This window comes from Paenibacillus sp. FSL L8-0340 (assembly GCF_038593145.1).
Taxonomy (GTDB): domain Bacteria; phylum Bacillota; class Bacilli; order Paenibacillales; family Paenibacillaceae; genus Paenibacillus_AQ.
Window position 1 is genome coordinate 1,595,120 of record NZ_CP151967.1, and the last position, 23,927, is coordinate 1,619,046.

A 23,927-nucleotide genomic window follows, 5' to 3' on the forward strand; every position below is an offset into this window, starting at 1 on the left:
TGAAAGGGAAGTATCCTTTTTGTGTATTTTAGTTACTTGCTGCTGTCCGTTTTTTTGCTGCGGAGCCGTTCCAGCTCGGCTTCTACTGCACTGTTAACCGGGGAATCAGCTGCCTCAGCAGAATGGAATGCGGAGGTTTCCGCATGTGCTTCCCACTCGCTGATTTTGTCTTCCATCCGTTCGAAACCGCGTGATGCCGTACCGGCGTTGATAACGTGGCCCCGGGTTCCGGGATAAGCGGGGTGACCGCTGTTCTGAGCCTGCTGTCTCGCCAGTTCCTCCGCTTTGCGCGCACGGGCAGCCAGCTCGGTTCTTTTGGCTTTTAGGCGCTCATGCTCTGCTTTGGCACTTTGGATGCTGACTTCCAGGGCAGCCAGAGTCTGCCGTGTTTCTTCCAGACCTGACGTGCATTCTGCTTCGCTTTCCAGGTAGCGCAGCTTAGCCATTACTGCGGCTCTGGCTGCAGGCTCATTCCCTTCGCTCATCGCTTTGACCGCATCCGCTTCACTGCGTTCCGCAAGGATTTGATATTCGGAGATGCGACGCTCCAGCACATTGGCAGCTGCCGTGAATTCGCGTTGTTTATTTTCAGTGCCTGCAATTTTATCATCGAGTTCCCGCAAATATTGTCCAGTCAGCAGGATTGGATCCTCCAGTTTATTCAGACCTTCGTGGATTGCTGCCTTCGTCAGGGTGGTGATTCTTTGGAATATACTCATGTTCATTTCTCCTTTAGGTTTGGATGAATTTAATAGTTTGTATGCTTTTATTTAAATTGATTAAAAAGAATGGTAGTCATCCGTGAAGCTGGTAATAGGCTCTTTAGGGACAATGAGGCTGGCCACTATATAAATGAGAGCAACGGTGCCGAAGCTGAAGACGGCAGTGACCGCAACAAGCAGTCTAATAAGTGTGGCGTCAATGTTCAGTGTACGGGCCAATCCTCCGCATAAGCCGGTAAGCTTCTTGTCTCTTTCGGAACGGAATAAATTTGTCATGGTTGAATCGCGTCCTCTCCATTGGGATTTACCAGAATGAATCTTTATTAATATCCGGTGTCTATGTACTTATTGTAAGGCTATATGAAGTTCGGCAAAACGGCCTGAAGACTGTTTTTGAGTCCAGACCTGAGGCGGGGAAAGGTTCCGCAGTAAGGCGGGGATGAACGAGTACAACGGGGAACGGAAGGCCTTCTACCATTTGTAATATGTTGTGCCGGGAGAACGCCTTTCTCTCTTTTAACATAAGACGTCAACTGCTTTATCCGCATTTAACAATGGGGACCTATACTGTTATTATCTCTATTCCTGAAGATAAGGGAGGACTGGCCCCATGGGTATTCATAAATATTTCCGCTCTCTGAACGAACTGGAACGGATCATCCGCTGTCCGGGGAAATTCAAATTCGAGGAGCATAGTGTAGCAGCCCATTCCTGGAAGGTCGTGCAGTACGCCAAAACCTTGGCAGATATCGAAGAAAAGCATGGTGCGGTTATTGACTGGAAGAAGCTATACGAGATTACGAGCAGCCACGATTACGGTGAAATTTTTATCGGCGATATCAAAACACCGGTCAAACATTCCTCGCTGCAGCTGCGTTCTTTAATCCAGCAGGTGGAGGAAGGTATGGTTCACAATTTCATTGAAGAGCATATTCCCGAGGATTTCAAAAGCATCTTCTTTCATCAATTGCGTGAAGGCAAGGATGAATCGCTGGAGGGGCTGATTCTGGAGGTAGCCGACAAGATGGATCAGGTCTACGAGGCATTCGCCGAACTGCAAAGAGGTAATACGGAAAAGGAGTTTGTGGTTATGTACCGCAATGCCCTGATCAAGATCAAGAACATAGACCTGAAATGCGTGGAATATTTCCTGGCTGAGATTTTGCCGGATATGGTCAATGAGGAAACACTGTCCTCCATCGATATCAAACGGATCACGGAAGAGGCACTGGCTCTGTAGTTTAGGGTCGGGGGCTTTTTTTTTTGTATACATAGGAATAGATGAAGAGCGAAACTGGGCATCAGGGATCAGCTATACATAGAGTTGGATTGTTTCTTGGCGATCAAATACGCATAAAAGGCCGCCGAACCGTTAAAAGCGATGTGCAGTGGAATAGTGAGCATTATAGACTCAGTCATCTGGGTGATTAGCCCAAAGAACAGCCCGCCGGCAAATGCGAATATCATAAATCTGATGCTCTGGCTGTTCAGCTTATAATATTGCAAATGGGAGACTGCAAACAGCGCAGCTGTGATGACGACAGCGAAGCTGAGTTCGATTACAGGCGTATGATGAATTTGGCCGAGGCTATGATGACGGGTGAGAACAGGCTGAGCCAGCCCCCGGAAGGCAATCTCTTCGAGCACGGGATAGATAATCACGAAGTTGAACCGGTCAAACCTGCCTGCGGGAGAATAGCCGGAGGATCTCGAGATGAGGCAATTGACAATCAGAATGATAAAGAACAAAGGCAGCACCGTAGAAAGATTCTTCGGGAAGCTGTAGACATAAGTGTTTTTTATTAATAAGCTTGCAATGATAACCATAATTCCCCAATAATAGACAGAGAACCGTAGATGCTGCTTATAGATAAGCCCAACTACTCTTTGAACAATCCTGAACGAAAACGATAATAGAATCGCGATGAACAAAGACCACAGCATTTGCACTTCAGTCCTCCCGGCGGAATACAGCATAGATATGACAAATATAACATGAAGAAAGCGTGCGGGTATATGAATAAACGGAGTGGTAGTAGTAGAAAAAGGAAACTTAAAGCAGTTTGGGCTCTTACTGTTATTTCCATTGTTGTTTCGATAAGAAGATTGTCTGGTCCATTGTAGAGCGGTATTAGAGTGAACAGATAGGAGATAGAGGCGAAAATGGAACGGGATAAGATTAAGTTCAGCTGGGTGGGCAGTCACGCAATGTACCTTGACGATCCAGCGATCATGAATTTTGGTAATATGGCTATCGGCTGTTATGGCGGAAATACTGCAGCAGGTGCGGACAAAAACGAAGACGGCCTCTTTGTATTGCTTGACCCGGACGGAAGCTGGGAGTTCGTTATGCTGCTGGATGCCCATAAAACGGCAGAAAGTGCAGAGCTGCTGGTTAGCACCATGGACAGTGCAGCCAGTGAAATTAACGGACATCTATCACAGCCCATATCACACGCTTTTGATGCTTTACAGGAGTATCTATTATCCCTCTTTACCTCGGAAGCCTTCATTAACAGATGCAGGGAAGTGACCGGTGAAACGGCATGCCTGATCTGCGCCCGTAAAGAGAATTACATATGGTGGCTGTCTATCGGTGACAACTCACTCTACCTGCTTCATCCGGACCTCGCTGCCCGGGGACAATTCTTATTGAACCAGCGGAATTATTATGAATGGATCGGGTATGCCAACACCTTTGCCCAGCCTGTTCCCTGCTATTCAACCGGAGTCAGAGAGCTGAGAGAAGGACATCAAGTGCTCGTCATGACGACTGACGGTCTTCTGGAATATGGCGCACAGTCCTATGCAAATCCGCAAAAGCTGTTTGATGCTTTCTATTCGGCAAGGGATATGAAGGAGTGTGTCGGTGCTGCGCTAATGGAGGTGCATCAGCAAAAAGGCCGTGACAGTGCTACTGTCATTGCCTGGAGCTTCGATAATAATAGGACAGCAACGATGCCAAGTGACCAGTGAATACTGTTGGAGACTTGATCCACAACACCTGATGTTAAGTAACATAATCTAAGTTGAAAAGAGGGATAAATGATGAGTAAGGCGGGTGCTTTTGCAGCGGCATTGGATTCCTATTGGCATTATACGCAAATGCCTTGGGGCCGATTATTTTATCAGACGGCTTGGGATCAAATAGACCGGTTCTTAGGTGGGCAAGCACAGGCTATATTGGACATCGGCTGCGGCTTCGGTATTTCCAGTAATGAGTACAGCAGGAAAGGGCATCGGGTAACTGCGGTAGAGCCTGCCCATGAGATGATCGAGCTCGCCAAAAAGGCTGGACCGGAAGTGTCTTATTTGGAGCATTCTTTTGAAGAGGCATCCGGGAGTTTGGGGAAATACGATTGGATCTTTTGCCATAACATTCTTGAATATACGGAGGACCCACAGCCTTTTATCCAGCAGATCAGCAACTGCCAAGCCACAAATGGCTACTTGTCACTGATTGCTCATAATCCGGTGGCGAAGGTAATGAAAAAGGCTATTCTTCATAAAGATTCTGAAGATGCGCTTACAAGTATAGGCAGCAGCCGGGAGTATAGCGGAATTATTCAAACGGATATCACAGTATATCCTTACTCTCAGTTAGTGGAATGGCTCAACGAAGCGGGTTATGAGATTGAAGGTCATTTTGGAATACATAATCTGTACGGATATATCGCTGACAATGAGCTTAAGCAGACTGAAGAATGGCATAACCAGACTATGCGGCTGGAGCTTGAACTCGGCAATCACAGTCCATACAGGGATATAGCCATATTTACACATATTATCGCTAAGAAAAGCAATTAATTGCCGGAGGAATTAAGCATGATTTTCAACGGACGATTGCGATCTTCGCGGATACCGGGGTTAATCTTATCGTGGATCATGTGATCCATGACGCCTTTACAAGAGAGGACTGGCAAAAAAGCCTATCCGGATATCCGGTGATGTCTGTGGGCGTCTTTTGCCCGCTATATGAGCTTGAGCGCAGGGAAAAGGAAAGAGGAGACCGGAGAATCGGGCAAGCCAAAGGAATATTAGACGATAGGAGGTGAATGTATGAGCGACGGAGAGCAATTAAACATACAGTATGAGCATGAAATACCCGTTAATGCTTTTGCTTGGTCACCGAACACATTCATGCAGCCCCTGCATTACCATTCCAGTCTAGAGATCGGCTGTTGTATTTCGGGAAAGGGATGGTTTCATTTCGGAGAAAACACGTACCCTGTTCAGGTTGGGGATGTATTCATAGTTAACCATTCGGAGCTGCATATTGCCTGGTCTGATGAAGAGGACCCAAGTACATATATCTTTCTGAATTTCGATCCAGGGTTGTTACTTACAGAGGACGAGAGGCTGCTGATTCCTTTTTGTTATTCTAACGGACTCTATCAGAACCGAATTCCACATAGCGAACCCCTTGCCATTGAATTGAGACAACTCATCGAACGGGTCCGATCCGAGCTTGTCGATAAACAGGAGGGGTACTCCAGCATGGTAAAAGCAACCCTCCTGCATATATGTACCCTCCTGCTTCGGAATCGCTCGATCCCACTGCAACAGAAGGATTGGCAGAAGCTGACACGTACGATCAGGGAGTACCGGAAACTGATGGATTACATTAAGGAACATTACACGGAAGCTCTAACCCTTCAGGAGGTTGCTAAATATCTGGGAGTCAGCCCCTCACGTGCAAGCCATGTATTTCTAGAAGCAACCGGGCGCCATTTCAAGGATTGCCTCCTGCAGGTCCGACTCAACGAGGCGAAGCGTTTACTCGTGAATACAAGCCTGGATGTCACCAAAGTATGCTTCTCAAGTGGGTTTCAAAGCGTATCGACGTTCTACCGTTTATTTGGGTCAATTATTGGGCTTTCTCCAAGTGAATACCGGCAGCAATATCAAACATTTCGCAATATTTGAGAATTTCCCTATAGTTATTGAGAAGCCTCTCCTCCAAACGGGTTCTATAATGAATATAAAATACAAAGTTTGGGGTGCGGATCATGGCAGGATGGGATAGCTTACAGCGATTGGTGAAAGAAGAGGTTATTCAGCGCAGAGATGAGGGCTGCAATACAGAGGGCTTTATTGAAAAGATTGAGGCGGCAGGCAATGATCGGGAGCAATTGATGGCAATATATGAGCAATTGATGAGGCTTCCGATTAGACCTGATTTCCCGTTTGCCGAGCCATCTGAATTGGATGAAATCCGTAAAAAGCGTCCAGAAGGGCCGAGAGTGCTTCAGCCGCAACATTCCGAGCCAGTCTGGCGGGACAAATTTTATGGAGCGTGGCTTGGACGGAGTGTTGGCTGTGCACTTGGCAAACCCCTTGAGCAGTGGGAATATATGGGCGGAAGCTTCGGCAATCCAGGCTGGAAGAATGTTCAACTTTGGTTCCAAGGTGCAGACGCATGGCCTATAACGACTTACGTACCTGCACAATCCCGTGCACAAAAGGAAGTTGGCCTGAACATTGCTAATGTCTCCCCTAAGAGCCTGCGTGAGAACATCTGCTACATGGAGAGCGACGATGATATCCGGTATACAGTTCTTGGCCTCATTATGCTGGAAGAAAAAGGGCTGGAATGGGATTCTTGGGATGTGGGTCTCTTATGGCATAGGGTTTTGTCTTATTCTCAGGTATGTACAGCTGAAACGCAGGCGTATTTAAACTTTGCACAGGTAACATCACATCTTAACAATTTATTGAAAAATGAAGGGAATGCCCGGAATTCAGACTGGGAAGAGCAGAAGGCTTGGGTCCGTACCTATCTGAATCCTTATCGCGAATGGATCGGCGCCCAGATCCGGGCAGACGGATTAGCCTATGGTGCAGCCGGGAAACCGGAGCTAGCGGCTGAACTGGCATGGCGTGATGCTTCTTTCTCTCATGTAAAGAACGGCATATATGGAGAAATGTTCGTAGCCGCCATGATTGCTGCTGCATTCTCGGAACGTGATCCCGAGCGGATCGTCGAAATTGGCTTAAGCGAGATTCCTGCTACCAGCAGATTGGCGAAGGATGTTAGGGAAGCTGTTGCGATTGCACGTAGCACGAAGAATCAAGTGGAGTTGGTTGACCGGATATGGGAAGCCTTCAAGCACTATAATCCGGTTCATACCAACAATAATGCGGCTTTGGTGGCGGCTTCGCTGATCTTCGGCCAAGGGAACTTCGAAAAAGCCATAACCACAGCGGTTCTGGGTGGCTGGGATACAGATTGCAACGGGGCCACAGTCGGCTCTATTATGGGGGCTATGCTGGGAGCAGAGGCAGTCCCTAGCTCCTGGACTGCACCATTAAATGATATCCTGTATGCAGAAATCAATGGATTCCATCCCATCCCGATTTCTGAATGTGCGGCCCGGAGCTTTGAGGTGTTTAAGAAGCTAAACCCGGACTCCTGTTGCTAATAAAGAATAATATGGAACCTAAATGGTCTAGCAACCTTTTAGGTTTTTTTAGTTTGTACAAAGGTATGGCTGCTTGCTGTATTTATGATTACGCATAATATTGGACTAACAAAAGCAGAGTATGATTTAAAATATAATATTGATTGCTCTGAGAAACGGGAGACGTCCATAAAAGAACTCTTCCGTTTCTATTTTCATGTCCGTTTTTGATGACCGTAAGCCGCAATTTTATTAACGGATGATGAATTTTGTTAGCCCACTGTTAATTATAAGCGAATGGCTTGAAACGCTCTTACTTCAGGTTGTATGATCAAAATAACAACAGAAAACAAAATGAAAACACATGAAAACAACGTAAATTATTAGGAGGGCAAGTAATGATTAATAGAGTTTATTTAGACCGGGAAAAGACTAAATATAAAGGCAACCTGCATCTTCATACCACTTGGTCGGATGGCAGTTTACCTGCAGTACAAGTAGTAGAAGCTTTTAAAGCCAAGGGCTATCATTTCATTTCGATTACCGACCACGATATTTATGCCAGAACGGAAGAATTCAATACGGTTGACTTTGTCACTCTCCCAGGGATGGAACGAGGGGGATTAAACCAGGTTGCAGATAAAAATCCAGGCTACCATTTCGGTGTGTTAAATGATCCTACCGCAGATTCAGAGCTGGAAAGATTCGAACATTTAGAGCAGTTCCCGGTGCCGATTCCATGGGTAGGGGACCACTCGCCCCAACTGCTCATTGACGAAATGCGGGCGCACGGGAATTTGGTCATCTTCAACCATCCGGAATGGCACTTGACCCGATTTGAGGACATGGTTAAATATGATGGATTTTTCGCAATAGAGATTTACAACCATGCTACGGAGTGGTCGACTACAAGCTCTTATGGCGCAGCTTATTGGGATCATGCGCTGCAGAATGGTAAACGAGTATTCGGTATTGCCGCGGATGATTCTCACGAACATGATCCGAAATGGAGAATTCCTGAATACGGAGGAGGCTGGGTACAGGTGCAATCGACAGCGCTGAACCCAGAGGATCTTGTGAAAAGCTTGAAACACGGTGAATTTTATTCCAGCAGCGGTCCGGAAATTTACGATCTGCGAGTGGTGGACGGTGAACTTATGATCGAGTGCTCTCCCTGTAAATTTATTATGTTTAAATCTTTTCCCCAAAGAGGAGCTTTTTTAGGGGATTTTGAGTGCGGGGAGCCTTTGACCCAAGCGTCCATGGAGGTCGATAAGGATATGCAATATATTCGTGTGGAATGTATTGACTTCTCAGGGAAGGTGGCATGGTCCAACCCTGTATTTGTATCCGATTTGCTGCAGGGAGGAGAATAGCCATGAAGTCAAAAATCTATTTAGACGAGAGTAAGCGCAAATTTAAAGGGAATATCCATACCCATTCAACTCGCAGCGATGGGCAATATGCTCCTGAGGTTGTAATCGAAGCTTATAAGAATAAGGGTTATGACTTCATGTGTTTAAGCGATCATGAAATTTATTTCAAATCCGATAGCTATGACGACGAGAAATTTATCATGCTGGATGGTTATGAAATGGCATGTGAAATGAGCCGGAAAGAAACGGGCCAGCAATACCATATACACGGGCTTTTCGATAAATCGTTAGGCTCAGAATACGGATTCGAGCACGACGAAGAACATGCGAAGCCTGAATATAAAAGCTTGGATACGATTCAGACCCTGATTGAAGAGATGAGGCATAAAGGGAATTTAATTATTATGAATCATCCGGAATGGTCCAGAAACCGCGCTGAGGATTTGCTGAAGCTAGAGAACTATTTTGCGGTAGAAATCTATAATCACCAGTCCGAAATCGACGAAGCTGTGGGGTACGGCGTTCGCCATTGGGATTATTTACTGAAGAACGGGCGTAAAGTGTTCGGCGTGGCTGCCGATGATGCTCATGGAGGGCGAATAGATGAGGTCATCTCGGAATTTTTCGGTGGATGGATTTCGGTCGATGCGGACAAGCTGGAGCAGCAAACGTTGATCACGGCGCTAAAGAGCGGACAGTTCTATTCTTCACAGGGACCGGAAATTCTGGATCTGCGGGTAGAGAATGGCTTCTTGCAAATCAAATGCTCACCGGTAAAATTCATTAAGTTTATTACACATCCCAATAATGGGCGTGCGTTATATAACAAAGATGCTTCACCCATTACCAGCGGCGGGTTCAAGATAGAGGGTACAGAGCAATATATTCGCGTGGAATGCATTGATTTCGAAGGGAATATTGCCTGGTCAAATCCAATTTTTCCGGATGAGCTGCAATAGGGGCAGAGATGAGCGGTTCTGAATTTCGTAAAGATATGAAGAGGTTAGTCATCCCCTCCGTACTTCAAATGCTACTCGGGAATTCATTTTCTTTGATCAACACATTAATGGTCGGAGGATTAGGGGATACGGCGATTGCCATAACGGCTGCAGTGGGTCAAATCAGCTTTATTCTTGGGATGCTTCTTGCAGCGATTTATGGTATTTCAGCTTACATTACACAATTTTATGGAGTAAAAGACTTTGTAAATGTTAAAAAAGCATTTGCTCTTATGCTGATCTCAAGCATCCTCCTTTCATTGATTGTATTTATGCTTGTCTCTGTGTTTAAAGCGCCGTTAATCACACTTTTTATCCAGGATGAACCGGCAATCGCCTATGGCATTCAATATTTATCTGTGATCGTATTCGTTTTCTTAATTAATTCTATAAAGATGCTTTTAGCAACGCATTGGGTTCGATAGGTAAGGTGAAGCTGACTCTGATTGTTGGGGTTATGGGTATGTTCGTCAATATTTTACTGGACTATGCACTTATTTATGGAAAGCTTGGTTTTCCTGTGTACGGTATTGTTGGAGCGGCCTGGTCAACCTTAATATCCTCTATGCTCAGCGCGGTTATTCTACTAGGTTACGTCTATTGGAACAAATATTATTTCAATGTCACGCTGAAAGAAATTCTTTCAATCCGCTGGGATTTCGCCCGGAAAATATACATAACCACACTGCCGCTCTTGTTCCATGAAGGGATGTGGTCGGTTGGCAATATGTTATATGCGGTAGCCTTTGGTCATTTAGGAGTGGCTGCTCTAGCAACTTACCAATTAGCGCTCACGTTTAACCGATATTTCATGATGGGAATTTTCGGGTTTGCGTACGCAGCCAGAGTCATGATTGGCGAGAAGTTAAGTCAAGTCGAATCGGGTGAATACCTTATCTATGCCCGTAAATTCACACGGATTGCCCTCTATTCGGGTGTAGTCGTTGGAGCTCTTATATTGCTGCTAAATCCGTACTTTGTACATCTATTCCCCAATATTAGCATTGAGGTGCGAACCTCCTTCCGGCATGTGATGGTCATTCAAGCTGTAGTGATGATCATGTTCTTCTTAAATAACCTGTGGATTGTCGGCATGTTCAGAGCGGGCGGCGATAACCTGTACACAATGAAGCTGGTATTAGTCACAACCTGGCTGATTGCACTGCCGTTAGTGTTTGTTGGAGTATATGTCTTTCACCTGCCCGTCGAGATCGTGTATATGCTGTTCGTATTCGAGGAAGTTGCGAAGGCTGGTTTTGGCTATTTCAGATACAGATCAAATAAGTGGGCAAGAAATCTTGTTCGAAATATGTAGGAGGTACTACGATGGGAGACCACTATTTATTATTAACACCGGGACCGTTATCCACAACACCTTCCGTCAAAGCAGTGATGCTGAAGGACTGGTGTACCTGGGATGACAGTTATAAACATATCGTTCAGTTGATTCGGAGCAAGCTGCTTCATATAGGCAGAGCATCGGAAGCCCGTTATACGTCAGTGTTAATGCAAGGAAGTGGAACCTTCGGAATTGAAGCAACGATTGGAACGGTTATCCCCCAGGATGGCAAACTCCTTATTCTGGCTAATGGAGCGTATGGCAAACGGATCGAGCAAATTGCGCGGATACTCGGAATTGGTTACCGAACTTTAGAATTCGCCCCGAGCCAAATTATTGATGTAGAGCAAGTGGATACCTTGATGAAGCAAGATCCAGCGATAACCCATGTTGCGTTCGTACATTGTGAGACAACGACAGGTATTCTTAATCCGCTCGAACAGCTGGTACAGACGATTAAGGGGCACGGGAAAATAGCTATTGTCGATGCCATGAGCAGCTTTGGAGGGATACCGGTAGAAGTTGAGAAGTGGGGCATTGATTACTTAGTCAGCAGCTCGAATAAATGTATTCAAGGCGTACCTGGCTTCAGCTTTGTTCTCTGTAACAAGGATGAATTGGCAAAGTGTAAGCACAATGCAAGGTCATTATCATTAGATCTGTATGATCAATGGCAAGTGATGGAGCAGGAGGAGGGGAAGTGGCGGTTCACCTCTCCGACGCATGTGGTACGGGCTTTCTCTCAGGCCTTAGTTGAATTAGAGGCAGAAGGCGGAGTCGAGCGGCGTTATGTCAGATATCTTGAGAATCAACAAACATTAGTTCATTTAATGGAAAGTGCGGGATTTAAAGCATACCTTCCCGAACCGCTGCAGTCACCGATTATCACTACGTTCAGGTATCCGGACTTTGAGCATTTCAGCTTTGAGTCTATGTATCTCTTTCTGAAGGAGCGAGGGTATGTAATCTATCCAGGTAAATTAAGCGACGTACAAGTATTCCGGATCGGTTCAATTGGCGATGTGCATCTAGAAGATATGGTGGGTTTGTGTGCGGCAATATTGTCCTATGCGACAAACAATGGGGAATGAATGGAGAGCGATTCGTTTATGAAAGTACAAGGACTAATATTGGACTGGGCCGGAACGACGGTCGATTATGGATGTATGGCTCCCGTGCATGTGTTCTTCGATATCTTCCGGATGATTGGGATCGAACCGGCGATGGAAGAAGTCAGAGCTCCAATGGGGTGCTTAAAATGGGATCATATCAAGATGATGCTGGAAATGCCGCGGATTCGCAGCCAATTTGAAGAAAAGATGGGGCGTCCATTCACTGACAGCGATGTGGATCAGCTGCACGATGCTTTTGAACCGAAGCTACTTGAAATCTTACATCGATTTGCTGAACCTATTGAGTATGTTGTCGATACCGTGAAGCAGCTTAGAAAGTCAGGGTTACGAATTGGCGGGACGACAGGATATAACGACACCATGATGCAAATTGTCGCAAGCAGGGCAGAGATGAATGGTTACGCACCAGATTACTGGCTGACTCCTGATTCTGTCCATGGCAGAGGGCGCCCGTATCCTTATATGATCTACGCGAATATGATTCATCTGGATATGGGCATGCCTTCTCAAATCGTAAAAGTAGGGGATACGAAGTCGGACATGCAAGAGGCAAGAAATGCCGGAGTATGGGCAGTTGGCATCGTTAAAGGCAGCTCCATATTAGGTTTGACGCAGGAAGAAGTGAATGAGCTGGAGCCGGCTGCTTTGAAGCTTCTAGTTGAAGCGGCCAAGCAGCAGTTTATCGAGTATGGAGCGCATGAGGTTATTGAGGATATGTCTCAGCTGCCTGGCCTCATTGAAACGATTAACAGCCGTTTGCTGGGAGGGGACAGCCCTCATGGATATTAAGGCTTATCAGAGAAGTGAAGGAGACATTAATCTATCGGCAGAACGCGAGCAATGGCAAGAAACGAATTTAAGCCGCCACACTAGAGATGTTCTAGAAGAAGACAGCCGCTACTTTCTGCATCAATCGATGTCAACGCCTTGTTTGAACGTAATTACAAATGCTGAAGGCATCTATTTAGAAGATCTGGACGGCCGGAAATATATGGATTTTCACGGTAACAGCGTGCATCAGGTTGGGCATAAGAATAGTTATGTTATTGATGCGGTCAAGAAGCAATTGGACGAGCTGTCTTTTCTGCCGCGGCGTTATACGAGTCCGGTTGCAGTTCAATTAGCACGCAAGCTCGTGGAGCTGGCACCTGGTGATCTGAATAAGGTGTTATTCACACCTGGGGGTACAAGTGCCATCGGAATCGCGATGAAGCTTGTTCGTAAAGCGACGGGAAACTTCAAGACCATTTCTACTTGGGACTCTTTCCACGGGGCAAGCCTAGATGCGATTTCTGTTGGAGGAGAAGGTGTATTCCGAAACCATATGGGACCCTTGCTGCCGGGAACAGAGCATATGATGCCTTATAATTCCTATCGCAGCTTCTATGGGAATTCCGATCCTGACGGCTCGAAAACCCTTGATTATCTGGAATACATGTTGAAGCGGGAGGCAGATGTCGGGGCAGTCATTATGGAGCCGGTACGCAGCACAGATGTACAGGTTCCGCCGAAGGCGTATTTCCAAAGATTACGTCAAATATGCGATGAATCCGGTGTTCTGCTTGTGCTGGATGAAATTCCAACAGCCCTCGGGAGAACCGGCAAAATGTTCGTTCATGAGCATTACGATATTGTTCCGGATATTGTGGTTATTGGCAAAGGGCTTGGGGGCGGATTATTTCCAATGGCGGGCATCATTGCACGTGAAGGCTTGGATGTGGCTCATGATATATCCCTCGGGCATTATACCCATGAGAAAAGCTCAGTAGGTTGTGCCGCTGCTTTGGCAACAATCGAATATATTGAGCAGCATGGATTGCTCGAGCATGCGGAGCGAATGGGAGTTTATCTGGAGCGGGAGCTGATGGCAATGATGAATAGACATGAAGTCATTGGGGATGTCCGGGTGATTGGAATGCTCGCTGCGATTGAGCTGGTTACCGATCGCCAAACGAAGAAAGAGGCGGTAGAAGGGGCAGAAAAGGTTATGTACCGCTGTATGGAGATGGGACTGAGCTTTAAGGTTTCTAATGGCAATGTGTTAACCTTGGTGCCGCCCTTAATTACAACTCAAGGGCAGCTGCAGCATGCCCTCCAGTGTATTGAAACGGCTATCTCGCAAGTGTTTCCACGATAAACAACATAAAAACATAATAAAACAACATAAAAACATATATTTAACGTGGAATTAATCCTCTTATTACACTCTATTCTTATACTAATATTGTACTGGATTATAAAAAATGGGATGAGGGGAAATGGAGATGCGGACCAAATTATCCATGCTATTTGTAGTATTACTAGGATTGACTGTGGTATTGGGAGCATGTAGTGCGAAGAATAATACGGGGAAAGAAACAGCTTCTGCAGCAGATGTTCAGAATAAAGCTAATGCACCGAAGGATGCCAAGACGAAAGAAATTATTAAAATCAGTGTAGGTGAGGACGATTACGGTGCCCGGATGTCAAACTATACAGCTGCTTTTAAAGCCTTAAATGAAGAGTTGACGGCACAAGGCAAAAATGTAGAAGTAGTTGCCGACATTTTGCCGGCTGTTGGTGATGATGAACTTGTTCTGCAAGCCCAAGCCGGCCAATACCGCGATATTTCAATGAATTCAAGCCTGGATATTGGCTGGGAACTGGATGCAGGACTTATTCAACCTATGGATTGGCTGAAGGAGTCAGAGGTATTCAAAACTCTTCCACAAAATCTATGGGATATCATGGAATACCAAGGGCATGTATATGGTGCAATTCAGGATATGGATGCTTCCCCTCTGTATATAAACAAAACTGCTTTAAAAAAGCTGGGTTGGTCGGATGCGGATATTGAAGGACTTCCGGATCGGGTGCTTAAAGGTGATTGGACGATGGCGGATATGCTGAACATCGCTGCTGAAGCTGTTGAGAAAAAGGTGACGAAGTACGGCTTGGTAAGTGATGGGCTGGACAACATCACTGTTCAGGATATCAACAACCAAATGATGGGCTTTGAGCCATACGATCAGGAACAAAGTAAAGTGATTTTCGATAAAAAGGGCATTACAGATACTTATAGTTTTTGGGAGAAAGGAATTAAGAGTGGCGCCATTACGAAAGACTTTGCCGCATTGGAAGATGTGGGCTTCGGATATTATGTCAACGGGGATGTCATGTTTTTCATTGGAGGGACCGGTTCATACAATAGTATGAAAGAAGCTTATGGGAAAACGGATAAGGAATTCGAGGATTGGTTTTATGCAAACAGTACCTTTACTCTAATTCCGGCTGGAAGTAAGGGCGGGGAACCGGGTTCACTGGCCAATCCGCGTCTGTATTACGTCAGCTCCAAGGTAGATGAGAATAAAATGCCTTATGTTCAACGAATCATTGAATTGGCAATGGCTCCAAATTTACAAATGGACCACACCATAGCCTCAGGCAAACTGCCGGTAACAAAATCGGGACAAGAAGATCCGCGGTTTAAGGATTCCAGATTTCTACATGATGTAGCGTACATGCTGGATTATACCAAGGTACGTCCGCCGCATCTTGCTTACCCTGATTATTTGAAGCAGCAAATTAAAGGTCTTGAAGCAATCATGGTTAATGGTGCGTCGGCAGAAGAAGCCTATAAGTTATTCGAAGAAAACTATAAGCAAAATGTGGATCAGGACCAAGTCATTTTCAGATAGCCGGCAGCAACATTTTCGATAATAGATGAAACAACGGCTTGCATAGTGCAGGATTGTAGTCCTCCCTTTGCAAGCCGTACATATGAGAGAGGAAGGGGCCAATGAATTTAGCCAGATTGAAGAAAAAATCTTACCCCTATCTGTTTTTGGCGCCGTTTGCGATCTTAACTTTATTATTCTTTATCATTCCTGCATTTGCGACTATATGGATGTCTACAACAAATCTAGACCGTAAGATGAAGGCGGATTTCATCGGGCTGGGGAATTTCCGGCAGATCCTTGCAGACATTAATTTATTGCCGATCATTAAGATAACCCTGATTTACGTGTTTTTCTCCTTAATCCTTACCGTAGCCTTCAGCTTGCTCTTGGCAATTTGCACGCAGTATCTGGTGAAAAATAAAAGAATAGGTGCCCTTTATCGTGTCATATGGCTGATTCCGAGCACCATGCCTGGCTTAGTCTATGTTGTATTCTGGAAGTATATATTCAACCCGACACCAGGAGGATTTGCGAATAAAGTCATTATGTACTTTGGCCTGGAACAACCGGTATCCTGGTTCAATGAAGCAGGACTACTAATTATTATTGCTGCCGGAGTCATCTCAGGTGCCTCAGGTGGCATGATTCTGTTCTCGGCTTCGATCAATTCCATTCCCGAAGATGTATATAAAGCAGCAAGGGTGGATGGAGCCAAAGACCGTTCTATTATTAAGGACATCATACTTCCTGCATTAAAATGGCCGATTATGTACGTTACGGTGACTTCGACGATCGGATTGTTTGCAAGCTACAATTTTATTCTGCTTGCTACGGGAGGCGGCCCCGTGTTTGATACCACAACGTTAGCTCTCTATGGCTACCAGCAGGCCTTTAATCGGTTGGAGTATGGATATGGTGCTGCTATATCGGTTATAGTGGTCATTATTTCACTTCTGCTAACACTGTTGTTATTTAGGATATTTGATTTCAATAAACTGATTCGTCCTCCCCGGATAGAAGACTGACCATACTAGATAAGAGTGGTGAAACCCTGTGAGCTTATGGAAATTCAGCAAACGGAATATGATTCATTTCTTCATGGTCCTGTTAATGCTGCCTATCATTTTTATGATCATTTGGTTATTTGTATCGTCGGTATACAACTATAATTCAGGGAGATTGTCTTGGGAGAATTGGCAGTTTTTAAGGAGATCTTTTGTTCTTGAAGGAATTAGTTTTCCGATGATTTGGCCGATTGTGATGAATACGGTTGTATTTGGGCTGCTCATCACGGTGATTGACCTTCTGGTCGCGGTTCCAGCAGCGTATGCCTTTTCCAGGTTGAATTTTGTTGGCAAAGGATTTGCTTTGAAATTCCTGTTTATTATGGGGTCCTTTCCCGGAATTACATTATTGATTACAAGCTTCTTTATAATGATGTACTTAGGGCTGCTCAACACCGTATTTGCAGTTGTTGTGCTGTCGGCAGCAGGAATGATTCCTTGGCATGTGTATATTCTGAAGGGATTTTTTGATGAAGTCTCCTGGGACTTGGAATTCTCCGGCATGATCGACGGGTGCAGCCGGTTCAAATGTCTTTATCAGATTATTCTGCCGAATATGCTGTCGGGTATTTCAGCGATCGCCATTTATGCTTTTATGGGGGCTTACGGGGAATGGCTGCTAATCAAGCTGTTTATTTTCGATAACACCAAATTGACGCTTGCCGGTTACCTGGCCAAACTGATTTTTACAGATGATGATAAGGTTACAAATATTGGGCTAATTACAGCTATTGGACTCTTCTATACCATTCCAATCGGCATATTTTATCTATTCACCCAACGGACGATGATGAAGGTGACCATAGGAGGTTCCAAAGGCGTATGATAAAACTAGAGGGTATATCGAAGAAATTTGGCGATTCAACAGCGCTGGAGAATGTCAGCTTGGATATTAAGCGGGGGGAGTTTGTCGCGCTTCTAGGGCCATCCGGCTGCGGCAAGTCAACCACGTTAATGATTCTGGCCGGACTTCTGCAGCCTACGAGCGGAAAGGTGTATTTTGACGGGAAGATTGTAAATCATGTGGAGCCTAAGGACAGGGATATCGGGATGGTATTTCAAAGTTACGCGCTCTATCCGCATATGACTGTCCTTGATAATATTGCATTTCCATTAAAGCAGCGGAAAGTGAAGAAAAAAGAACGTTATCAAAAAGCCCAAGAGATTGCTGCAATGCTGCAGATTGATCAATTGACAGACCGGATGCCAAGCCAGCTCTCAGGCGGACAGCAACAGCGGGTAGCGATGGCCCGGGCACTTGCTAAAGACCCCTTGTTCCTGCTGCTGGATGAACCTATGTCAAATCTGGATGCCCGCTTAAAGGTTGATGTCCGCGACGAAATCCGGCGCCTGCAGCTAAAACTTGGGATTACAACGATTATTGTGACCCATGATCAGGAAGAAGCGATGGCGGTGGCTGATAAAATCGCGATCCTGCAAAATGGTAAAATTCAGCAGTATGGTACACCGGATGAGTTATTTATGAAGCCTGTTAATTTGTTTGTCGCACACTTTATGGGGAATCCGCCAATGAACATCCTGAAATGTGATCTGCTCCGCAACGGAACTGAACGTGTTTTGCGTGGAGACGGCTTTGACTATAAGCTTTTATCGACTAAAAAATTGAATGCTGAATTTAAAGGAACAAAGGTAGCCTTAGGGGCAAGGCCTCATCATCTTCAGATTTCCAAAGTACAGCTGGAGAATAGTATTCCGGCGAAGGTCGTGCTGGTCGAACAGCTTGGGCGGGAGAAATTGATCAAGGTCATGTTGGGCGATAATGAAAACACGACGAATTTTATTCGTATATTAAGCCCTTCGGATCTGAATGTGTCGTATAATGAACGTATTTATCTTACACTAGACTCTGAGGCTATTCATATTTTCGATGAAGAAACCGGCAAGGTTATCACCTAAATGGAAAAAGAGTGTAGTTATACAATGCTAAAAAAAGGGAGGGAGCAAGTTGTCGCTTGCTGGGGAGGATAGAAAGATCAGTATTATGAATCTGCTTAATGAGAAGGGCAAAGTGATTGCCAGAGAGCTTTCTTTGCTCTTTGAAGTTTCAACGGAAACGATTCGAAGAGATCTCGATGAGCTGGAAAAAGAAAATAAATTAAAAAAAATATATGGCGGTGCAGTTAAGTTCAAGGTAGGAATGGAGCCTCCGCTTTATGAAAGAGAATTATTAAACGCTGAAGCTAAGAGCAAGATCGGGCTTCTCGCTGCGGAGTTAATTGATCACAACGATGTGATTATAATAGATGAAGGAAGTACGGCTCTGCAAATTATTCATTTCTTAGAGGGCAAGCATAATGTAACGATATTGACCAACTCTATACCAGCGATGATGTTACTGATTGAAAACAAAAAACGCGGGGCCTTCGACGGTAAGATTATTTTGATAGGCGGAGAAGTCAACGTAAAACACTTGCGGGTATCCGGTCCGATTGCTGAGAAAATTATGGAGGATTTCTATGTCAATAAATCCTTTATTTCTGTGGATGGTGTTTCCTTGGAGTATGGGATAACAAGCTATGACTACGAGCAGGCGGTACTGACCAGGGAATTAATTCGTTGTTCAGAGACAGTGATTGTAGTTGCAGATGAGTCGAAAATCGCTAAACGAACATTAGCCAAAATTGTTGATTTTCATGAGGTGCATGTGATCGTTTCCGACCAAGCGCCTCCAAACGGTTGGATTCCGAAGCTCAAGGATAGCGACGTCAGATGGATCCATCCTTAGGGGTTATCTTTGCTGGATTGAATTGAAAATCATAAGTTTTTAATGAATGAAACCTTAAATTACGATCTGTAACAGATTGTGGTTTGAGGTCATTTTTTTTTTTGGCCTTTCTAATCTATATAAGTTGAATTAAAAAATTAGCTAGAGGCTAAAGCAACGGAGGGGAATTTTGGAACTGTAGGAGCGATAGCGACCGCCTTTGTCTCCGGATTTCAACCGCAATAGCGGTACAAATCAAGAAATCGGGAGACAACAGCGGCCGGAAGTCCAAACATTCACCGCAGTTGCGTTCTAACCGACTCAGTAAATCTAAAGTTCAACTTATCTATCCTGAGAAATCCACCTTTAATTCCTTCTTCATCTTACCTATAATTACATAAAAAGGGTTATGGTGTGAGTTTCAACGAAAGGAGTTTAATATGAAAAAGGATTGGAAAGCGGTTCAAATCATCATAGTAATCTTAATAGTAACAGATGGATTCAAAAATTTTTATAATTTAACAAGTGAAACCCAATCAATCGGGTTCAACACTTCATTAACAACCTCTTTCTACTACTTCCTATCTATTCTGCTATCAGTGTGTTTAATCTTTTTTATTGCTTTATTTTTTATTACAAAAAGAAATAGGTTTTACAAATTGTTAAGTGGGTCTATTCTTTTATACGGCTTATATACAATTATTTTCACTCTGGTGACATTATCACCTTCAATCAGTGATTACTGGTACATTATAATCATGGGATTATTGTTGGGATTCATCGAATTTACTGTCGGCAAAAAAATGCTCAAAAACTGAATGCAAACCATGGCAAGTGGAGGTAGACCTAGCGCTGACGCTAATGATTTCATTTGCGATGCGGATTGTGTGGATCCTTTCACTCCACAAAAAGAAATAGACCACCACCATTAAAGAGTATACCTAAAATCCCTGTTATAATAGCCCGTACCTATTTCCCCCGTACAGGCACTTCTAGGCATCTACCCACATACAATAAAAGGACCATGAACCCGTAGTTCTCATTGCTGATCGGTTTCATTGTACATGTGCGGGAGGTGTCGCCAAGTTGCCAGGAATCATAAGCACGATAGCGCTACTGATCAAAGAACTGACGCTGCTGGTATCGTACGTAAGAAACAATGCTTTTCCCCAGCCGCTCTCGGAGCAGGATGAAAGCAAATACTTAGGGATGATGGCTGAGGGCGACGCTAAGGCTCGTAACTTGCTAATCGAACACAATTTGCGCTTAGTTGCCCACATAGTAAAAAAGTTCGACAACACAGGCGAGGATATGGAGGATCTGATTTCCATCGGGACAATCGGATTAATCAAAGCCATCGAAAGCTATCGGCCCAACAAGGGCACGAAGCTCGCGACCTTTGCTGCTCGTTGTATAGAAAATGAAATATTGATGCACCTTCGCTCGCTCAAAAAAACGCGCAAGGACGTGTCCCTCCACGATCCGATCGGGACGGACAAGGAAGGTAATGAAATTACTCTGATTGATATACTCGGCTCGGAAGCCGACGATGTTATTAAAGAGGTGGATCTCAAGATTGAGAAAAGTAAAATTTACCGCAATCTCGACATTCTGGATGAACGCGAGAAGGAAGTCGTCGTCGGCCGCTTCGGCCTGGATACCGGCGGGGAGGAGCGGACGCAGCGGGAGATTGCGAAGGATCTGGGGATCTCGCGGAGTTACGTATCACGGATAGAGAAAAGGGCGCTGATGAAGTTATATCATGAGTTTTATAAGACGAAAAGATAACTTTTGAAAGCAACTTGTCTTCGGATGAGTTGCTTTTATTATGTAATACGCAGTGTACATGCTTGAGTAAATCTCAGAATATACAATAAAGGGAGTTTCACTACAATGAGCTACAAGGAAATATATAATCTCCATGTTCAATTGTTGCATTCCTATGAAAGGCACAAAAAACATCAAAGCCAACACCAGAGAGAAATTAATTATTTTAAAAGGCAGCTTTTTATGAACGGAGGATATAGTTCAAAAGATTTTTGTGTTAAATCAACTCGTGAAGATTCATGAGGAGGATAGAGCACAGGGGTGGTGAAATGGTGTTTAGAAAAGTAAAGTATTTTGATTGAGTTTAGAAGCAGTACTGACCTAAGATTCTTATTGTATTGCCAGTATATTATCAAATGCAACTGAATAAAGTTGAATATACTTTAGTAGGTAAAGTTGCTGCTAAAATAAAGACTGCACACTCCTGATGAGTTGCAGTCTTTATTTTCTTTAGTAATTTTACTGATTAGTTTTTTACTCACATAAAATCGGTCGATGATCTATAAATAGTTGCACGTGGGTGCGAATTTCAGCGACGGTGTGCTAAATAGGGTATAGCTTGTATGGTGTAGCTTTGCTGGCGATGCATCATTTGGGGATCCCACGAAGCGAGTGTTTGACTCAAAATCGATGTTCAATCAAGGCTGCAATAATCTCTAGTGTCCAGTTATGCGGCGCTGTAAAACCTAGATATTGCGGGACTACGCTTACAATTGTTATTTTTAACCTTTCTTGGTATTATTTGGTTTTTGGTTAAACGAATACGCGTTCTCTAGGGGCTTTTATTTGTAGGCCTGAATGTTCTCCAGTTTCAAGCAAGTTATCCATTAGACCAAGTCTATCGCTGTACCCTCATCTAAATTCCTTTTCCAGTCCCAATATAATTGCTTACATTCGTCCCAACTCAGAGATGAATTCAAGTTTTTAGAATCAAAATTACTAAGAAGAACGCGAATTATGTATTCAAGCCAATTCGCGTATAGGATAAGATCATTATGAGTTGTCCCTGCCTCATGGACAATATTGTTTCGTATTCTATAAATCCTATTCGTTAAATTACGATATTTATTATTCAGAAGAGTCAATTGTCTTTTCTGATCTATAACATTTATGCTCGCATTGCAAAAACAATCAATCCTATGATTTATATATTCATCGGACGAATACTTTTTGAATTTTAAAATGTGTTCTGCAAATATTTTTGAGTTAATTAAAGGGAAATTATGAAGCCCCTCTATATCTTTGAGTTCACTAGGAGATTGACCTTGAGAGAAAAAAATATTATCAAAATATTTATATATAGATTTCAACTCATTCACAAAACTAAGGCTGACAAGCATAATGGGAATAAGATCAAGCATCTGGCTTTTGACGGTTTTGTTTTTATCATTCTTAATTAAATACTCCAGTGCAACCCAATAACTTATAAACTTCTCATGATCGGTTTCTGCCTCACGTCCTTTTTCGTACCAAAATAAGACGTTAGATAACTTAGCTAAAGTTTCTGGTTTAGTTTTTTTAATCAAAGAATTTAATGTGCTATTCGAATCTTTAATATCTTTTATAACTTGCCTATTTAATAAGGGAGGCGAATAACTTATATCATATTTGTGAGAAATATATTCTTCATCTTCCATAGTTATTATTGGGTGATGAATAGCATTAGTAACAGAATTAATTCCAAAATAGTGTTTGCTAATATGTACATTCCTTAAATGGTAGGTAAATTTAAATATGTTTATTACATTTTCAAGAATTCTCAGTGCTCTACTGGATCCCTCCTTTATATTTTTTGCAGGGATGGTCAGCCTTGCGTGGCAATCATAGTCAAGGTATTCAATTTCTATAGAGGAGGATGGATCTCTAGAAGATTGTAATATTTTTTGATCAGAAAAACTAAGTAAATACTCCTCACCCTCAATTAATTTCTCTCCAGCGTCCATTTCGAGCATGTCTTCCCTGAATGGATTATAGAATAATATATTTTCGATATGATACGGCCTCATTATTTTTAATCCGAGTATTTTAAAAACATATGTTATGTTGACATCTTCTGCATAAGGGGTGTCGAGTAATTTCATTAATGCATTTTCTATACTTAGATCTTATATACCACATGTATTAATTTCAAAGGTTTCGTTAAGTGACTTTACTATGAAATTTATATTGTGGCCTTTTTGCAATAGTTCTGATAAAAAATCAGAGGTTACTGATTTAAGCGTATTTAATGAATTCTGGAAAGGTACATTATCATAAATTTTTTCTTTAAGATCTTTAATAATTCCAGGTAAGGTATTGTCAATATCTTTCATTAATTTCAGAATTTCAGATTCAAATTGAATATAAATTTCTCTCGTACAGCTTTCCCCCATTGATATGATAGTACGAGCCGATTGTTTTAAACGTGAAATTTTCACGGCATACTCTTTCTTGAAATAATAATTATCATCAAGATAATTATTCAGTTCTCGAATCTGATGCTTAAGTCCAAAGTCATATCTAGTAGCGATTATATTTGTAACAACGGTCAGAATCTCACTAATTATCGTTTTTAGATTAACTAATGAATATGATGAGTTAATATCAACACCGCCCATAAGCAGATGATTTGAATATGAGCGTATGAAGTTTACTTTTCGACTAATTAGTGTATTATGTGCATCATTCAATTGTAATCACATCC

Annotated in this window: 23 protein-coding genes; 18 read left to right on the forward strand and 5 right to left on the reverse strand. The window is 43.4% G+C overall.

What is annotated here, in order from left to right; all coding sequences use genetic code 11:
- Positions 1-32: 32 nt before the first annotated feature.
- The gene (locus NST07_RS07370) at positions 33-719 is read right to left on the reverse strand and encodes a PspA/IM30 family protein (RefSeq protein WP_342481296.1); all 687 of its coding nucleotides are present in this window, start codon (positions 717-719) and stop codon (positions 33-35) included.
- 60 nt (positions 720-779) lie between these two features.
- Positions 780-998 (reverse strand): PspC domain-containing protein, encoded by a 219-nt coding sequence (locus NST07_RS07375; RefSeq protein ID WP_341090819.1) that lies wholly within the window; start codon positions 996-998, stop codon positions 780-782.
- Between the two features lie 334 nt (positions 999-1,332).
- On the opposite strand from NST07_RS07375, the gene NST07_RS07380 reads away from it, so the two are divergent.
- Positions 1,333-1,962 carry a YfbR-like 5'-deoxynucleotidase gene (locus tag NST07_RS07380; protein WP_038587382.1) on the forward strand — a complete coding sequence of 210 codons (630 nt, stop codon included), beginning with the start codon at positions 1,333-1,335 and terminating at the stop codon, positions 1,960-1,962.
- Positions 1,963-2,030: 68 nt separating this feature from the next.
- Here NST07_RS07380 and NST07_RS07385 read toward each other — a convergent pair whose 3' ends face one another.
- Entirely contained in the window at positions 2,031-2,666 is a 636-nt protein-coding gene (locus NST07_RS07385) for a CPBP family intramembrane glutamic endopeptidase (protein WP_342481929.1), read from the reverse strand.
- 219 nt (positions 2,667-2,885) lie between these two features.
- On the opposite strand from NST07_RS07385, the gene NST07_RS07390 reads away from it, so the two are divergent.
- The 17 genes from NST07_RS07390 (at position 2,886) to sigK (ending at position 21,205) form a co-directional block, all read left to right on the forward strand.
- Positions 2,886-3,698 (forward strand): protein phosphatase 2C domain-containing protein, encoded by an 813-nt coding sequence (locus NST07_RS07390; RefSeq protein WP_342481297.1) that lies wholly within the window; start codon positions 2,886-2,888, stop codon positions 3,696-3,698.
- A 72-nt stretch (positions 3,699-3,770) separates the two neighbouring features.
- Positions 3,771-4,529, forward strand: a complete 759-nt coding sequence (locus NST07_RS07395; protein ID WP_342481298.1) for a methyltransferase domain-containing protein — start codon at positions 3,771-3,773, stop codon at positions 4,527-4,529.
- Between the two features lie 252 nt (positions 4,530-4,781).
- Positions 4,782-5,648 (forward strand): AraC family transcriptional regulator, encoded by an 867-nt coding sequence (locus NST07_RS07400; RefSeq protein WP_342481299.1) that lies wholly within the window; start codon positions 4,782-4,784, stop codon positions 5,646-5,648.
- Positions 5,649-5,731: 83 nt separating this feature from the next.
- The gene (locus NST07_RS07405; protein ID WP_341377666.1) at positions 5,732-7,144 is read left to right on the forward strand and encodes an ADP-ribosylglycohydrolase family protein; all 1,413 of its coding nucleotides are present in this window, start codon (positions 5,732-5,734) and stop codon (positions 7,142-7,144) included.
- A 377-nt stretch (positions 7,145-7,521) separates the two neighbouring features.
- On the forward strand, positions 7,522-8,499 hold the full coding sequence (locus NST07_RS07410; RefSeq protein WP_341377668.1) for a hypothetical protein: 978 nt from the start codon (positions 7,522-7,524) through the stop codon (positions 8,497-8,499).
- A gap of 2 nt (positions 8,500-8,501) precedes the next feature.
- Positions 8,502-9,458, forward strand: a complete 957-nt coding sequence (locus NST07_RS07415; RefSeq protein WP_341377670.1) for a hypothetical protein — start codon at positions 8,502-8,504, stop codon at positions 9,456-9,458.
- Between the two features lie 8 nt (positions 9,459-9,466).
- Entirely contained in the window at positions 9,467-9,922 is a 456-nt protein-coding gene (locus NST07_RS07420) for an MATE family efflux transporter (protein WP_342481300.1), read from the forward strand.
- Positions 9,910-10,812 carry an MATE family efflux transporter gene (locus NST07_RS07425; RefSeq protein WP_342481301.1) on the forward strand — a complete coding sequence of 301 codons (903 nt, stop codon included), beginning with the start codon at positions 9,910-9,912 and terminating at the stop codon, positions 10,810-10,812. Before NST07_RS07420 ends, NST07_RS07425 begins: the two co-directional genes overlap by 13 nt.
- Positions 10,813-10,823: 11 nt before the next feature.
- Complete coding sequence (gene phnW, locus NST07_RS07430; RefSeq protein WP_341377673.1) at positions 10,824-11,927, forward strand: 2-aminoethylphosphonate--pyruvate transaminase; 1,104 nt, start codon at positions 10,824-10,826, stop codon at positions 11,925-11,927.
- 18 nt (positions 11,928-11,945) lie between these two features.
- A complete protein-coding gene (gene phnX / locus NST07_RS07435; RefSeq protein ID WP_341090835.1) occupies positions 11,946-12,758 on the forward strand; it encodes a phosphonoacetaldehyde hydrolase in 813 nt (270 codons plus the stop codon).
- Positions 12,748-14,106 (forward strand): aspartate aminotransferase family protein, encoded by a 1,359-nt coding sequence (locus NST07_RS07440; RefSeq protein ID WP_341090837.1) that lies wholly within the window; start codon positions 12,748-12,750, stop codon positions 14,104-14,106. Before phnX ends, NST07_RS07440 begins: the two co-directional genes overlap by 11 nt.
- Positions 14,107-14,233: 127 nt before the next feature.
- Positions 14,234-15,646, forward strand: coding sequence for a hypothetical protein (locus NST07_RS07445; RefSeq protein ID WP_342481302.1), 1,413 nt, complete (start codon positions 14,234-14,236; stop codon positions 15,644-15,646).
- 101 nt (positions 15,647-15,747) lie between these two features.
- On the forward strand, positions 15,748-16,653 hold the full coding sequence (locus NST07_RS07450; protein ID WP_341090841.1) for a sugar ABC transporter permease: 906 nt from the start codon (positions 15,748-15,750) through the stop codon (positions 16,651-16,653).
- A 28-nt stretch (positions 16,654-16,681) separates the two neighbouring features.
- A complete protein-coding gene (locus NST07_RS07455) occupies positions 16,682-17,518 on the forward strand; it encodes a hypothetical protein (protein WP_038587412.1) in 837 nt (278 codons plus the stop codon).
- On the forward strand, positions 17,515-18,609 hold the full coding sequence (locus tag NST07_RS07460) for an ABC transporter ATP-binding protein (protein ID WP_341090842.1): 1,095 nt from the start codon (positions 17,515-17,517) through the stop codon (positions 18,607-18,609). The genes NST07_RS07455 and NST07_RS07460 overlap by 4 nt, the downstream gene beginning before the upstream one ends.
- Positions 18,610-18,658: 49 nt before the next feature.
- On the forward strand, positions 18,659-19,438 hold the full coding sequence (locus NST07_RS07465; protein ID WP_038587416.1) for a DeoR/GlpR family DNA-binding transcription regulator: 780 nt from the start codon (positions 18,659-18,661) through the stop codon (positions 19,436-19,438).
- A 1,065-nt stretch (positions 19,439-20,503) separates the two neighbouring features.
- The gene (sigK, locus tag NST07_RS07470; protein WP_342481303.1) at positions 20,504-21,205 is read left to right on the forward strand and encodes an RNA polymerase sporulation sigma factor SigK; all 702 of its coding nucleotides are present in this window, start codon (positions 20,504-20,506) and stop codon (positions 21,203-21,205) included.
- 866 nt (positions 21,206-22,071) lie between these two features.
- Here sigK and NST07_RS07475 read toward each other — a convergent pair.
- On the reverse strand, positions 22,072-23,187 hold the full coding sequence (locus tag NST07_RS07475) for a hypothetical protein (protein WP_342481304.1): 1,116 nt from the start codon (positions 23,185-23,187) through the stop codon (positions 22,072-22,074).
- Positions 23,188-23,349: 162 nt separating this feature from the next.
- Complete coding sequence (locus tag NST07_RS07480; RefSeq protein ID WP_342481305.1) at positions 23,350-23,913, reverse strand: hypothetical protein; 564 nt, start codon at positions 23,911-23,913, stop codon at positions 23,350-23,352.
- Positions 23,914-23,927: the final 14 nt, after the last annotated feature.